This window comes from Gilliamella sp. Fer4-1, from assembly GCF_001690515.1.
Taxonomy (GTDB): domain Bacteria; phylum Pseudomonadota; class Gammaproteobacteria; order Enterobacterales; family Orbaceae; genus Gilliamella; species Gilliamella apicola_C.
Map to the genome: position 1 here is coordinate 1 of NZ_LZGZ01000272.1, position 16459 is coordinate 16459.

The 16459-nt window shown below is 36.2% G+C and carries 11 protein-coding genes; 1 reads left to right on the plus strand and 10 read right to left on the minus strand.

What is annotated here, in order from left to right:
* The 9 genes from A9G30_RS09520 to yejK form a co-directional block, all read right to left on the minus strand.
* The coding region (locus A9G30_RS09520) for a hypothetical protein (RefSeq protein ID WP_065588797.1) at positions 1–1637 on the minus strand (1637 nt) is incomplete at its 3' end.
* Entirely contained in the window at positions 1637–2809 is a 1173-nt protein-coding gene (locus tag A9G30_RS09525) for a VWA domain-containing protein (RefSeq protein WP_065588798.1), read from the minus strand. The genes A9G30_RS09525 and A9G30_RS09520, both read right to left, overlap by 1 nt.
* Before the next feature lie 9 nt (positions 2810–2818).
* Positions 2819–5470: a DUF5682 family protein gene (locus A9G30_RS09530; RefSeq protein ID WP_081295791.1), complete on the minus strand. Its 2652-nt coding sequence runs from the start codon at positions 5468–5470 to the stop codon at positions 2819–2821.
* Between the two features lie 16 nt (positions 5471–5486).
* Positions 5487–6602: an ATP-binding protein gene (locus A9G30_RS09535; RefSeq protein ID WP_141672067.1), complete on the minus strand. Its 1116-nt coding sequence runs from the start codon at positions 6600–6602 to the stop codon at positions 5487–5489.
* On the minus strand, positions 6578–10276 hold the full coding sequence (locus A9G30_RS09540; protein WP_176700887.1) for a DUF4132 domain-containing protein: 3699 nt from the start codon (positions 10274–10276) through the stop codon (positions 6578–6580). The genes A9G30_RS09535 and A9G30_RS09540 overlap by 25 nt, the downstream gene beginning before the upstream one ends.
* Positions 10277–10474: 198 nt before the next feature.
* Positions 10475–10939 carry a hypothetical protein gene (locus A9G30_RS09545; RefSeq protein ID WP_065588801.1) on the minus strand — a complete coding sequence of 155 codons (465 nt, stop codon included), beginning with the start codon at positions 10937–10939 and terminating at the stop codon, positions 10475–10477.
* 170 nt (positions 10940–11109) lie between these two features.
* Positions 11110–12153: a hypothetical protein gene (locus A9G30_RS09550; RefSeq protein WP_065588802.1), complete on the minus strand. Its 1044-nt coding sequence runs from the start codon at positions 12151–12153 to the stop codon at positions 11110–11112.
* The gene (nfo, locus tag A9G30_RS09555) at positions 12150–12995 is read right to left on the minus strand and encodes a deoxyribonuclease IV (RefSeq protein ID WP_065588803.1); all 846 of its coding nucleotides are present in this window, start codon (positions 12993–12995) and stop codon (positions 12150–12152) included. Before nfo ends, A9G30_RS09550 begins: the two co-directional genes overlap by 4 nt.
* 31 nt (positions 12996–13026) lie before the next feature.
* Positions 13027–14031: a nucleoid-associated protein YejK gene (gene yejK, locus A9G30_RS09560; protein WP_065582748.1), complete on the minus strand. Its 1005-nt coding sequence runs from the start codon at positions 14029–14031 to the stop codon at positions 13027–13029.
* Between the two features lie 390 nt (positions 14032–14421).
* On the opposite strand from yejK, the gene A9G30_RS09565 reads away from it, so the two are divergent.
* Positions 14422–15807, plus strand: a complete 1386-nt coding sequence (locus A9G30_RS09565; protein WP_065588804.1) for an MATE family efflux transporter — start codon at positions 14422–14424, stop codon at positions 15805–15807.
* Positions 15808–15905: 98 nt separating this feature from the next.
* Here the strand turns inward: A9G30_RS09565 and A9G30_RS09570 are convergent.
* Positions 15906–16459: tetratricopeptide repeat protein (locus A9G30_RS09570; RefSeq protein WP_141672068.1), on the minus strand; the 554-nt coding region annotated here is incomplete at its 5' end.

Sequence of the window (16459 nt, forward strand, 5' to 3'; positions counted from 1 at the left end):
CTTTGCCTAATTTCATCAAAATACGGCTTATCGTTATTTTGTATATGAACAAATACTACCTCATTAAAAAGAACGTCATCCAAATGGCTATTTTGCAAATAACCATTTAATACTGGCCAATTTTGGAAGCCTGTAGTTGCTTTAAATTTAAGATAATTTTCATCATTCCACCCGTTTTGTTGTAACGTAGCGGTCGAACCACTACTGGCTAACTCGCCATTTTGGGATATACGAGGGCGATGAAGTGTTATGGCTTTTTGCATTAACCTATCAGGGGATGTTTGCCATATCGACATACTGTTCCAAATTGTTACACGGTTAAAATTGATATTATTTTTATCAGATCTGGCTAATGTCGTTTCTTGGTATTGTTGTTGTTTTATATCCCAAAAGTAAAATGTCGCACCAACGGCTCCTGTTCTACTTTGCCACCAACGTCCCCCTAATGGTAATAAGTCAAGTGCTTGCTCTGTTGTTTTATATTGGCGCGTTATCTTACCTCGCAATTTGCTAAGCGGTTCACCTTGATTATGTAATAGCATTTCGGTATAAGCTTTTATCTGCCCCAAAAACAGTAAAATATCTTGTTCTTCAACGGTAAAATGGCGGTTAGCCAGTAACTCAACCAATTGACATAGTTGCCTAAGCATTGCCGCCAACCGCGGTAAATTTTGTGTTTTGGCTGATATATTGAATAATTGTAAATGCGATAGTTGATTATGACTAATATGAGATAAGCCTTGATAAATAAGCTTATAAATATATGTTTGAATCTGTTTTATGAGGGTAATTTCTTCAAGTGAAAGTAGTTGAGTCTCATTTTTTATCTGATCTACGGCTACTGGCCATTGCCATGCTTGATTATTTTGTTCAAAAAGATAAGCAATAATGGCTAAATGCACGGCCATTTTTTGTTTTATGGGAAGTGCTGAGATCATCCCATCAAAACCTGTTCCTGCTATATAAATAATAGGTTCAGAACTTTCAGGTACCGTAATACGTAGTTGCGATTGTTGCGATTGTTGGTATTGAATTGTCAGTAAATTATTTTTTTGCCAATTGCATACAAGTTCATAAGCCGTCAGTGTGTTCGCTTTACCTGCTTTTTTTAAAAGCTTGCTGGCATCTAATGATAATAATTCAGTTAACACGTTAGTTAAAGGCGTGATTGGCTTAATCTGATCTTGTTTAGCCTGATTATTAACTTTATTCAAATCATCTAATGGCGTTAATGGTTTTATTGGGCTTCTATCATCTCGTTTAGTGCAATGAGAGGGAGTTTCTTCTGGTACTGAGTTATTTGCTGAACTATTTGCTAAACTATTTGCTAAACTATTTGCTGAACCATTCGCTAAACCATGCTCCGAATTATGCGCTTGCAACCATAAAACAGCCGATATGATATGCTTACAATGCCCATGCGCTGGGCAACTGCAACTAGCGGCTTGAATCCCTTGTGCAGGCAAACAAACTTGTTGTCCATCAGCATTGAATTGCAAAATATTATTATTTTCTTGCTGAATAAATTCAATTTTATTTGCCTCAATATCTTTACGAGCGCGGCGAATTAAACCAATGTTAGCATAAAGCGCTAAAGCGTCTTGATCATAATTTAAATAAATTTGCTGCCAACTCATTACATAACCTCCGCTAACCAAGTAGCAAAATGTTCAGGCGTTAATGCAGCAATTTGCATACCTCGATTAGCTAATTGCTGTGAGATTTGCAAATCATAAACCGGCTCGGCATTGTCGTCTAATGCGGCTAATCCTAACATTTTAATGCGGTTACTATTCATCCTTGACACGGTGGTATAAAGTTCAATGAGTGATCCCCCTTCGCAAAAATCACTAACCAATACCATAATAGTTCGATGCGGGGTTTTGACTTTTTGTTCAGCATAATTAAGCACTTTTGCAATGTTTGTTCCGCCACCTAACTGAACGCTCATAAGCACTTCAACAGGATCGTGAGCTAAATGAGTAAGATCAACAATTTGCGTGTCAAAAACAAACAAGTGCAAATTAATTGTAGGTAATTTCGCCAAAATACTTGCACAAACCGCAGAATAGATAATTGAGTTATTCATTGATGCACTTTGATCAACACATAAAATAATATCCCAAGGTAAATGCCTATTCATTCGCGAGTTGAAAATGACATTTTCAATCATCAGTCGCTGGTTGTTTTGATCAAAATGTTTTAAGTTGGCTTTCATTGTAGCTCGCCAATCGAAGTTTTGGCTACAACGTATTTGGGAAGGTCGAAATCGATGTTTTTTACCGCTTATCGCATTAATAAAATTGGGTTTAATTTTTTGTAAGATCTGATCAACAACCCTTTGAATCAATTCTTTTACTGCCAAATAAACCTCTTTTTTTAATTGCCCCCGAAAATTCATTAATAAATGCAGCGAATTCATATTGGGTTCTAACGCATTAATAACGCTAGGATCGTTTAAGAACTCGTGTAATTGATAACGTTCTATTGCTTGCTGTTGCATTCGTTCAAAAGTGCTTTTAGGAAATAGTTTTCGCGTTTTATTTAACCAATTAATGGTGTTAAACACAGAATGATGATTGCTACCGCCCTTCCCTTTGTGCTTTGTGTGATCTTGTTCATCCACGTTTAACCCTCGTTGACGGTATTCATGCCGATAAAGGAAATCTAATGATTGTGCTAACCTAAGATCATTTTTATCGAATGCTATTTGATTAAGGTGATGATCAGCATATTTACCTAAAATCAACCGCCATCGTTTAATATGATTAACGGTTTGAGTATCGATTATTGGTTTATTATTATTCATGTTTATACCTTACCGTTTAAACCAATCTTGGAGTTGTTGTTGATTAATATACTGGCAAATAGCAAATTCTAAAGCGAGTGTTTTTTGTAAGTCGTCATCACTAAATTTATATTGTTCAAAGTCCATGCTCTGCTTTTTAATATGATATTTTTTAGCAATTTTTTCAGCAATTGTCGCATTTTGTTTCGGCGTCAACTTTGCAAAGGCATATCGTAAATCAGGCAGTATTTGTATAAATTTTTCTTGATCCCAATGTACCAACAATTCATCAAGGCTCATTAGCAGTTGCGACGATTGAATAAGTAATTCTGGTGAACATTGAATCAAGCCAGTTAAATAACTACTTACCTGTTCATATTGAGCACCTAAATCAAAAGCAATTTTTATTTTTTCATCAAGTTCTGATTGGCTAATTTGCGAATCTAGGTAGCAGAGACTATCAATGGCACCACGAATTAGTGGCGCTTGGGTTAATAAAGGCTGTAAACGTTGTAAATTAAAATAAAAATCCTGCTTAAGCTTTTTCGAGTTAAGTTGCTCAGGTAAATTATTGAGTAGATCTCTAAGTGATAATAATGTATTGAAATTTTCTTGCTGTTGTTGCTCATCTGATTGCTTTAATGTATCTAGTAAGAAAAAAGCTTGCCTTGGTACTTTAGCTAATAAAGCTAACAAAGTGGCACTATCATTAAGCGCTAAAAAATCACGCCCCTGCCATAAATAAAGTAATCGATGCCCACAATCAACTAATGATGACAATGTATTGCCCGTATCTAAGTATTTTGATAGCTTTGTCAATAACGTTGTAAAATAGGATGGAAATCCCATTAAAGCCGCTTTTAGCATAATTTGAACAACAAGTTGGCAAGGTTGGGTTATGCCATCTTCGGTTAATGACTCCATCAATAGATGTAGTTTTTGTAAAGCGATGTGTTCTAACCGAGTGCCTTGTTGTGATAGCTCAATTAACTTGGCTTCAACCATTGGTGTCCATTGGTATTGCCAATCTTCAAACATGATGGTTAACCGTGTTCCATACTGGTAATTGGGGCCATCAAGGCGCTGGGCAAAGCCAACATCTAAAAAAGCCAGCAGATGTAAAAAACGGCTCCGTTGCCGATGTTCAGGTTTACGGTAAATATCAATATGTGCAATTTTAGGTAATGTATCGTCTAATTTAAAACGATACTTTTTGAGCATTGCGTAAACCTCATTGACTAACGGCGGTGAAGCAATGTTACTTGGGATTTTGCCAAATTGGTCGCCCGATAAAGTACGATGAATTATTTGCCAAAATTCTCCACGCACATCATGAATGCTACCCTTGATAAAGGCTGACTGTATACCATCAAGTAAATCATATCGTCCTGGACCACAATGCCCTCGTAACTCGGCTAATAAATAGGTTTGTTCAATCGCAGATTTTAAGGGTACCAAGCCAATTTCATTATTGGCACCATTATCAACACTTTGCTGTTTTCGTAATTGCTGCACAATATTTGATAAAAATTGTAAGGCTTGTGCTTGTCGGTGATCTTGTGTGGTTTGTGATTGATTTTGTTCATAATTTTGTTCATAAGTTAGCATTGACTGCCACACTTCTTGATAATAAGCAGGAGAAGGCATACCGGCAAAATAGCCGTTTAATGCATCAAGGCGCTCAAAACTATAACGAATAAGCCAAGTTCGATCACCATCATTTTTATTTTGCCATTGTTTCGCCTCGTGCTGTTGATTTACTTTATTAATTTTTGCTTTGTTCGGTACAATGAGTTTTGCGTTCGCCAATCCCTCATACAGCGCTAAAGTGTGAAATCCTCCTGTGACAACGACAATTTTTGCCTCTGGCATGGACTGTTTTAATTGCCTAATAGCCGTTATCATATGCTGTTCTCGCTGGCTAGAGCCCTCTAATTCAAGCGATGAAGCAGTATACTCTAGCCTTGCCATGGCACACCAAATGAAAGTATCTTCAAAAAAAGTGCGCCAGTTAGCAATATCAGCAAAATCACGTAATTCAAACAAATGTTCCCAAACTTCATCATGATCACGACAGTGTAATTTTCTAGCTAATTGCGTAATATATTCACTGTGTTTCAAATAGGTTTCACATAACAATGATGCATCATGCTTTGGCATCATTTCTTGAACAGCTTGCTCAGCCCAAGGTAGATCAATAAATTGAATATTGGCATGGTATTTTTTTGCCAATTGCATTGCTTGCCATTCAGGTGAATAACTACAAAATGGGTAAAATGCGGTGCGCGTAATCAATTCCGTTGCTGATAGCAATTCATTATCGTTATCTTTTTCGTTATCTTTTTCGTTATCTTTTTCGTTATCTTTTTCGTTATCTTGCTCGTTACCTATCGCCAGCTCTTCATTATTTAGGTATTTTGCTATTTGGATATCAGCTTGACAAAGTATGGCTATAGGTGGCTCAGTTTCGTGATGTAATAATTCATCGAGTATGGATGAAAAGCTCGCAGGCGCTTCAATTAAAACATGGGTAGGTTTAATTTGGTTAATCAGTTGCCTAACAGCATAGCTACAAGCAGGACTATGATGACGTACAGGCGCAAAATAGATCTGCTGTTGTTGCAAAGCATCTTTACCTATTAAAGCATGTTGTAGGCGTTGTGGTAATTGTGATCGGCTCATTATCATTATTGATTAATTATTTCCAAAAATGTTTAGATACCTGATAAAACGAGTGCCATTGCGATGAATGTTTAGCCCGTTCACGCACCACATTATCCATATAAAATTGAATGCGTTTGATATCGTCAGCATTATCTTTTAAAACAACACCTATCAGTTGTTTGGCAATCTGCCCCCCATTTAGTGTGCCATCACCAAAATAATAAGCATCTAATGCTGAAGCATGCACAATATTCACAGCTTCAGCCGTTGACATCACGGCATCAGGCACTTTAAGGTGAGTGCCATTTTGCGTTTGCCCTTGTCTTAGCTCTTGAAATGTGGTCACTAGCAGTTCAATGACATCAATAGGGACAATGACTTGTGATTTTAATTCGCCTAATTCCTGATTAAGTTGTGTTTGAATTAATTCTATTTCGAAATTTTTATCTGTAATAGGATTAACCGTTTCAAAATTAAAGCGACGTTTTAATGCAGCCGACATTTCGTGCACACCACGATCGTGCAAGTTTGCCGTAGCAATAAGATTAAATCCAGGCTTAGCACTCATTTTTACACTTTGCCCCATTTCAGGGATCATCATTTGCTTTTCAGACATTAATGATACCAGTACATCTTGAATTTCGGGTGGGCAACGCGTGATCTCTTCAAAACGAACAATTTTACCTTGTTGCATACCATGGTAAATAGGCGAGCCGATTAATGCGCGCTCTGTTGGTCCTTCGGCTAATAGTAAAGCGTAATTCCAAGCATATCGGATATGATCTTCACTGGTGCCAGCCGTGCCTTGAATAGTCAGATTTGAATCGCCACTAATTGCTGCCGCTAGCAATTCAGACAACATCGATTTAGCGGTCCCCGGCTTACCGACTAACATCAAACCTTGTTTACCAAGTAAAGAAACAATTGCCCGATCGACCAGCGGATCATCACCAAAAAATTTACGACTAATGCCCAGCTCTTTATTACCTAAAATAAATTGCCGTACTAATTTGGGTGATAAGTTCCAACCTTGAGGTTTATTGTTTGCATTATCTAATTCAAGTAGCTTATTTAGCTCATCAGCATAACGTTGTTCAGCACTTAAACGAATAGCTTGTGCGTTTTTTACCATAATAGCTTCTGCTCCCATTTTGGATCAAAACCACTGCTGGCCTTAGCAACAGCCATATAATCAGCATAGCCTTCTGCAAGCAATACGGGCGGCACTTGATTAAGTTCAATTGCTCGGTGTTTTAAACCGGGTTTTTTACTAAAATACAGGTTAAAAAGTGCCACAGGAACATTTTCTTCAGGTACCATACTGCCGCTAAATTCAATATTGATATACAGATTAAGGCCAACAAAATATTTATAGTAGCCATAAAAACAACCTGCGTCTTCAACAGCATCACGTTTATAGCCCAATTTTGTTAAAATGCCACGTAGGGTAAAGCTATCAGTTAACCAGCCAAAGCATTCATTGATAATATTATTTTCAACTTTACTCACATCGGGTAATGAGTGTGTAAACTGCTCAAATAGTTGCGTGACTTTGTAGTCTTTAAGATGATGTTGCCATGCTTTTATGTTATCACTTGATAGCAATGCCGAATGTGCAACAGCGATTTTATTTACTTGATTTAATGAAATTTCATCATCGTCTGTAGTAATTAAGCTACCATCTTCGGTTGGCCTGAAGCTATTTACAATTTGCCCTTTGTCATCTAATTCAAGCCAAATTAAACGTTGAACAAGCCTTCCCACAATTGGATGTGGTTGCAAGTATTTTTGCCAATCCTCAACTCGCCAATGGCGCTGTGCGCACATGGCTTCATAAAAACGGGTCATTTGCATATTGAGTAATTGCGTTAGCTCTTTTTTGCTGTTAGTAAACTGTTTTTTAGCTTCTTTCACTAACGTTACATCTTCACTTTTACGTGCTTCAGGTAACGCTTTAATTTCATCACCATCTGAATTTTTTAAATGCCATTTAAATTTATCATCGAAACTCGCCGTAAAAATTCGTTCGCCATAATCGAGCGTTAACACCCCATTATCATCTAACCCTGCGGTAGAAATGGTGCGATCAGCGAGTTCATCGGTCGTCCAACCATTACGCTTCGCAATATTTTCCACCAATAATCGTGCTTTTTCTTGTATCGATGCGGTACGATAACGGCGTGCAAGCGATAAGAGGAGTTGCGTAATAAGTGGATCATCACTATTTGCAAGTGGTTCAAGCATGGCCTCAATTTGTGCTCGTCGTTGTTGATGATCTTTCATATAGTTACGTACTAGTGAAACCGCAACACGACCTTCAATACCACGAGTTAATGCTAATAGACCTTTTGCTTTAATGGCCGATCCAAGATAGACGGCAAGTGTTTCATTTTTTATCTCTTCAAATATTTGTTCAAAAGTGATATTGGCATAACTTGGGTAATATTGAGGATATTGTTGATACCACTTGATACATTGTTGTAAGCGCTTATCCGCCAATAAATTGGCTTGTGCCTCAGCCTCTTCCACTGTTGGTCTACGAGTATCTTGTTTGATAAAACTTTGTAAAATAAATTCGCCTAATAGTTGTTGGCTTGACAAACTTAATAAACGGCTATAAATGCCTAATAATGGGTTAGCGGGTTCTTTCAACTTGACCGCTAACCATACCCACCATTGCACAATTTGTGGATCAACATCTTCTCCATTTTGCCAAGTTAATGATGGTATTAGCGTTACATCAAACCAATCAAAATCAGTAGGTTTTTTACCTTTTAAGCCTTTTTGTGCATCGGCTAATAGTTTTTTAGTGGTTAATTGCTGGCTAATATCTTCACCAATTTTTTCAAGCGCAATTAATAATGACGCTTGTACGGTTTCGCGCTTTTCTTTTTGTAAAGCCTCATTTAATGCTTTAATCGAAGATTTTTGCCCTAACTGTGCAAGCCAATTAGCTGCTGCAATACGCACTTCTTGTTTAGCCGATGATAACGCCTGCTCCACTTGGTTGTGAATATTTGGTATTACACTTAAAGCATCTTGCGCTGTATAGCGTATTTGTTTGCTTTCTTCCAAGGCTAATTCACATAGATAAGAAACATATTTAGCAGGCAAAGTTGGAAAAGTTTGTAATATTTTTATAGCGCTCGCTTTATCTATATTGATATACGACCAGATTTTGTTGGCTGGAGCAAATCCCAACGCCTCATCAAGCAAAAATTCATGTTCGGCAAAAAATGGCCATAATTTGTTTGGCTCATTTTCATAGATCTCATGATAAGTGTCTGTGGTTAAAAATGGCAAAGCAATAGCATAGAGAGAACGTTCAGGATCATCAAGTTTTGCTAATACATAGGCTATCTGCCTAAGATCAAAGTCTTTTAAAAATTCGTTTTTTTCATATAATTGTTGAAAATAATAAATGCCAGAATACTTATCAGTCAATCTAGCCGCACGCAAAAAATGAAAAAGCGTACATTCGGGTAAATTTTGTAGCCTATTTTTAGCCAATACAAATGACGTACTGAAGCTATTATCTATTTTTTTAAATAATGCCGAAAGTTCAATTTTACCATTTAAATAGTGATATATATCATCCAAATCTTTCGATGTGACCGCTTTTAAAGCTTTATATGTTTCTGCTTCTGTCGTCCAATTTGTTAAATATTTTTTATTATATTCAGCCTCTTTTTGCGCTGCTTTTTCACATTCTATCAAATATTCTTCATAATTTTGTTGCAAAATATCTCGAGCATTGATTGGTAAATCAATATCTTGTATTGGCTCGAAATCAGCAATGACCAACGTTGCTTGTTGTTCAACGGCATTGGCACTTTCAAGCCGAGACAGTGCACTTTCAATTGTCGTAATAACGGTTTTATTTGTTTCGCTAGCTAAGGCTTGTTGTAAAATTGTCGGATCTGATGACATTCTAGCTTGTAATGTCGCAGCACTGCTACGTTGTTTAACGGTACCTGAGGTTAATAACCGTTGTAAATGTGGTTGTACTATTTCGCGCGGAGAGCTAAGTAGCATTTCCGTTGCTAGCTGGCTAACTTGTTTTGAGCTATTTAATGACTGTACAGCAATAAAGTCAATCATCATTGTGTGGAGCTCAGGATGTTGTTGGATATATTTTAATTGCTCAACTTGCCCTAATACCGCAATACCTTGCTCGGGTAATTGTTTGAAAATCTCGATATGCTCAATAATATAAGGTAATAAATCATTAATTATAAAGAAATTTCTGAAATAACTCTGATAGTTAATTGAAATATTTTGACGATCAAAAATAGCCATTAGTAACTTTTGGCTTAATTCAGGCTCTTGAGCATCAAGCAATTGATGTAATTGTTTAATTGACCAATTTTGTCGTTGATCCTCGTTAATACAATCTGTCATTGTGGTAATCAAACCATCATATAGCAGATATAAAAACCAAGATGGTACCTGTGAAGTAATGAGTTTAATAAAGTGTAAATTGCTACAAACTGAGGCTAAAACTCGGGCAAAACGGGTTATCTGTTCATTAGAATACTCATCAGTCCAACGTTGGTAAAAAGCTATTCTTGCATCTTCCGATGAATTCGCTTTGTCATCAAGGCTAATGATATACAAATCACAAGGTCTTCTAAGTAATTCATAAAGATTTTTCGTCGAGTTTGAAGATTGGCTTAACTGATTTAAATCAACCAACACGTTTGGGTCTTCACCATATAAAATATATTGAGTAATACGTTCTGGCATGGCTTTATTCAATTGCTTTACAGGTTCAAATATGGCGGTAATTAGTTGTTGTGATGATAATTGATTTATTTTATTCATAGTTCTTTCTCCATCCATTCTGGATTCAATCTGTCTAAAGCGTTCGCAACGGCTATATAATCAGCATAACCTTCAGCAAATTAAAAAGGTAAAGAAAATTTCGTTAAAAATATCTGCGATATATCGCTTTGCCTTTTGCTCGCTTGGTATTATTCTGGCTAATAAGTCAGTAAATTGTCGCAAATCTGCTTACTGGAGTTATTCCTCTTTTTCAAAAAGTAAATCTAAATTATGGGTAATTTGCATATTTGTTTCAATATAATATGCCCGTAATAAATGCTGTACATGGCATTCTGGTAATTTTTGGAGACATTCTCGGTACAACGTAAGTAATAGTAGATTGTTTTGGCAAATAAATTGATTATTATTGTTTAGATCTAAACTGGCTTCTTTTTCAGCGCCATTTAAATAAGCAAAAACATCATCAAGAGTATCTGATGTCCATGCTTTTAATTTTGCATTACGTTCATGAGCATAATGATAATTTCTGCTCCAAATCGCATTATCATCAGCTTCGTTTTTTGCTTTTGCGGCTAACATGACTAATTGCTGCGCATAATTTTGTTGCATAGTCTGCCTGAAACTAGCTGGTAAAGGGCTTTCTTCAATTGGGTAATAAGGTGGAATATTAAGCTCTGCTAGTGACGATACTGATTGATTCAAACCGCTATTCCTTATTTTAACTAATTTGTTATTTATATAATTATTGTAGCTATACTAAAAATAGATAATCTTTTTAAAAAGAATCCTACATAAAATTTACTCTATTAACATCTTCTTCCTCTCAAGAACGAGATTTTACGGTTTTTCAGATAAAAATAATTTATCGGATATCAGTGCCGAGCATCACACCTTGGGACAAAATAGTCGTGCAATGGGTGCATAAATTGAAAAACAGGAGTACAAGCAAACGATGATGATTTAAAACCAAATACAACAGGTGGTTCATTCTTTAAAATTTTACCTGTCCATTGATATATAGGCTCATCTTTGCTATTTAAGTTATTTAACGGGTAAAACATGTCGCCTTCCATTATACCGTCAATCACATTCGTTATTATATTGGAGTCAGAGTCTAATATAATTAAATGTCTTGCGATGATTTCACCACTATGGAAAAATGCACTTTCGTTTTTTATTGTATAATTTTCTATAAAAAAACGAAAACCATTTGCTTGAGCCAAATAACTATCCACTTTTTTTAAATCTTTCAAATCGCCATCAAATGCTAAAGAGGTAATGTCATCATTTTCATCAAGAACAGGAGAATCCTTTTCATCAATTTTGTTCCAAAATAAAGGCGTTAAGGGCTTTTGAACAAAAGGATTTTCTTTACCAATATAAACAAGATTGCTATATGAATAATCTTTCAATCCTTTTGAATCTAATTTAAAACCAAACATATAATCAGATAAATAGAAAGGACCATCATCTGCGTCTTTATAAGGATTAACAATAGCTAAAACTTTTAAGCTATTAATAGGAAATGATTTTAAATAATTTTGATCATAATCATAAATAAAAACAGTATCGTCTTCAGATATCCCCACTTCAGAAAAGAACTTAGCTCGATACGAATCAGTTAATAAATATTCTTTCTTTTTATAATTTTTTCTTTTGCCTTCTGGAATCAAAAAAACACTTTCCTTATTTTCTTCATCATATAACTTAATATCATCAGATAATGAAACAAACATAAAGTTAGGATCATCTTTAATATAATCAATAGATGCTAGTGAATATACTCGAATATCCTTCCGATAACCACTACCATCAAACTCTATCAAAGTGTTGTTTTCAAGGTTTTTTGCATAATTATAAAAACTAGGCATAGCTAAAGTAAAAATACAAAAAAAGTAGAATACTTTTTTTATCATAAGTTCACTTGCTCCTTTAACCAAGCAATTTCTTGTGCCCAAATATCCGGATCAATGGTTTCCAATATAAGCGGAATTTCGTCAATTCTTGGATCTTGCATGATATATTTAAATGCCTCTTCGCCAATATTACCTTTGCCTAAGCTATGATGGCGATCAACATGGCTGGCAAATTCGCTTTTGGCGTCGTTTAAATGCATGCCTCGCAAGTATTGAAAACCTACAATTTTTTCAAATTCGGCAAAGGTTTCTTGGCAGGCTTTTTCAGTACGGAGATCATAACCTGCGGCAAAAGCATGGCAAGTATCAATACAAACCCCCACTCGTTTTTTGTCTTCAACTTGATCAATAATTTGCGCTAAATGTTCAAATTTATAGCCTAAGTTAGATCCTTGCCCCGCAGTATTTTCAATAACAGCAACCACATTTTGTGTTTTATCAAGCGTGATATTAATCGATTCGGCAATGCGCGATAAACATTCATCAACCGAAATCTGTTTTAAGTCACTACCTGGGTGAAAATTAAGTAATGTCAGTCCTAGCTGTTCGCACCGTTGCATTTCGTCTAAAAAGGCAGTGCGAGATTTTTCGAGCTGTTCTCGATCTGGATGGCCTAAATTAATTAAGTAACTATCGTGCGGTAAGATCTGTTTGCTAGTAAAGCCATACCTTTCGCAACGTTTTTTGAAGCTGTCGATGATTGTGGGCTCAAGCGGTTTGGCGTGCCATTGTCGTTGATTTTTGGTAAATAGCGCAAATGCGGTTGCGCCAATTTGATAGGCGTTAATTGGGGCATTGTCTACCCCACCTGCTGCACTTACATGTGCACCAATGTATTTCATGTTGTGTCCTAATAACGTTGTTGGTTGATAATTAGTTGGAACCGCTATTGCGTTGTAGCTGATCACGTAAATTAGGTGGAACCCCTTTAATCACTAGAGAGTCAGTTTGCGGATCCCACTTAATGCGCTCCCCTAATAAATTCGAATCGAAGCTTAATGTTAATCCCCCACCACTACCTGAGAATTTTTTAAGCTGACGCAGTGCACTGCGATCAACGGGAAAGGTTTCTTCTAAATCATATTCACTATTTTTAATAAATTCAATAAAGTTATTGTCAACACTGGCTGGTAGTTCGTTGGCCAAATTTTTCAGTTCAATTTCTTCGCCTGCTTGTAATTGGGCTTGACAGTAGTTATAAACGTTTTCGCGCGCGCTGGTTTTGTCTTGTTTGTCAAATTGCATTTCTTGACAGTAATCATCAACCGCTTTGACCAGCGTTTTATTTTGCGCTTTTGCATCTAATCCCTCACTTGCACCTAAATAGTCCATAAAAAAGTCAGATACTTTTCGCCCTACTCGTCCTTTTAAAAAAGTTAAGTACCGTTTTGAGTCAGCTTCGGTTTCCCACTCGGTAATGTCAACTCGAGCAATAATGTCAGCATGAGCGATATCTAGGTATTGCGTTTCGCTAATATCTAAGTCTTCATTAACTAGCATACTTAAACAGCTGTTTAATACCGCAATAATCAGGTATTCAACCGCTAAATAGCGATACTGACAAAATACGACCGTACCCCCTTCAGCAAAAGGATATTTAGCCAGTTCATTACGCAGTTGTTTGGTTGATTCCTGACTAAAATGTAAAAAGTCTTGATTACCAAGACGTAACTCTTTTAGCGATTGCTCAAACAAGCTGTCGCTATTAAATAGCCCATAAGCTTTGCTTTTGTTGTTATAAATACGGTTGATATCTTCAATTAGATTAACAACCGCCTGCTCATTACTTAGCATTGAATCACGAAGTTGCAGTTCGATTTCTGTATCACTTTTTCTAATTAATTTATGCAGTATGATCTTTTCTATCTGTACGCTCATTGGTGAGGTTCCTATTGGATCGCAATAATCATTAAGAGCGTTATTTTATCAAAGCGTTGAAAAAGTGCTATTAACAATTTACCAGTCTGTTAAACTAGCACAATCAAATTGCATCAAATAGATACTCAAATGCATCATTACCTAAAATTTTTTGACAAGATTTAACCGCCATAATGGCAATGAATATATTAGGGTAGTTGCTATAGACCACTGTCAGTAATAATTAAAAATAAGTAAAAATAACAAACCGTGTTTATTATTTTGGTAATATAACCAACAAACTGGCATGAATAAATCATAACGAATTTCAATAATGATTATATTCTTTTAACTCAAACACATAGTTATCTGTAACTTCTGTACATATTTAACAGCAGGAAATTAAAAGCAATGGCTCACTCTCTTGATGTTTATAACGATTTTAAAAATAAAAAAATTAGTGCATTATTTTGGCAATATGCACTGCCCGCCGTAATTGGAGCGATTGTCAATACGCTTTATAACATTATTGACGGCATTTTTATTGGTCACTGGATTGGCCGTGAAGCATTAAGCGGTGCTGGTATTATTTTGCCAGTTATGAACCTAGCTGCAGGCATTGGTATGCTAGTAGGTATTGGTTCTGCTAGTCGAATTTCGATTTTTTTAGGTCGTGGCGAGAATGAGAAAGCCGAAAAAGTCGCAGGTACCTCGTTTATGCTAACCGCAGTGCTGAGTGGCATTACGCTTTCGTTATTGCTCTATTTTGTTGATCCTGTGTTGCACTTTGTGGGTTCAAGCCCAGAGAATCATGTCTATGCCCGAGAGTTTTTAACGATTTTTTTACCCGGCAGTATCTTTTTAACGCTTACCTTTAACTACAATAATATGATGCGAGCGAGCGGTTACCCCTTTAAAGCGATGGTCACCATGTTTGTTAGCGTAATTGCCAATATCATTTTGGCGCCAATTTTTATTATTGGTTTAGGTTGGGGCATGCGCGGAGCAGCTTTTGCAACAACACTATCGATGATGATTAGCTTTGTATTTGTTATGCAACACTTTTTAAATAAGAATAGTAATATCAAACTTTATCGTCGTAATTTTAAGCTGGACTTTTCAATTGCTAAATCAGTGATATCAATCGGTTTGTCGCCTTTTTCAATGCAAGTAGCAACATCAATTGTTGTGGTGTTTATTAACTGGCAACTTAACCGCTATGCGCCACTTGCAGATATATCTGGTGATGATTCGATTGCGGCTTATTCGAATGCTAACCGGCTTATTACTTTAGTGATTATGATTGTTATTGGTATCAATCAAGGTATGCAACCTATTATTGGTTATAATTATGGTGCTAAAAATTATGATCGCGTTAAAAAAACTTTTTTTTATGCTGTTAAAGTGGCTACAGTGGTGACTTCGCTCGGTTTTATGTTAGGATTTTTTATTCCAGATATGTTAGTACGAGCTTTTAGTTCGGAGGAAGATTTAGTGCAACTTTCGGCTATTGCTTTACAATTTACTACACTGTCTTTTGTTTTTGTTGGCTTTCAAATGGTGACAACCAGCTTTTTCCAATGTATTGGTATGGCAAAAATTTCTATTTTGCTCAGCCTTTCAAGGCAGATCCTCATCTTATTGCCAACACTCTATATTTTGCCATTATTCTTTGGGCTTAATGGCGTTTGGGCTTCATCACCCATCGCGGATTTATTATCTGCTGGTATCGCTTTGACTGTACTTGTTTGGTATTTTAAATCAATCAGAACAAGAATCCACACAGCAGCTAATTAGAATTATTTTAATATAACATTAACAAAAGGGGGAGTAGTTCATTTCCCCCTTTTTGCGTTTAATCGAGTTTTATTGGTATTGCAGGTTAAAAGTACGCTTTAGTTACAAAGTGGATGATTAACTCCGTTTTTACACGCTTTTTCAATCCATTCCATGGCTTTTTTATGATCTTTTTTTACAACTTGACCATTTTCATACATGACACCCAAATTAAATTGTGCTTGTGGCACACCTTGTATAGCGGCTTTTTCGAGCCATTCTTTTGCTGTAACTATATCTTTTTTTACACCCTCGCCTTGTAAGTACATAATAGCTAAATTATATTGCGCATTGGCAAGACCTTGTTTCGCAGATTTTTCAAATAGTTCTCTGGCTTTAGACACATCTTTTTCTACTCCTCGCCCTTCACTGTATAAGATACCTAAATTATATTGAGCGTAATCATCATTTTGAGCGGCTGCTTTTTCGTACCACTCTTTTGCTTTCACATAATCTTGCTCAACACCCGTACCATAATCGTAATAAACACCTAAATTAGATTGAGCACTCGCATAACCTTGAGCAGCTGATTTTTCATACCATTCTCTTGCTTTAGCATAGTCTTGTTCAACTCCTTCGCCGCGATCATATCGAACACCCAAATCATACTGCG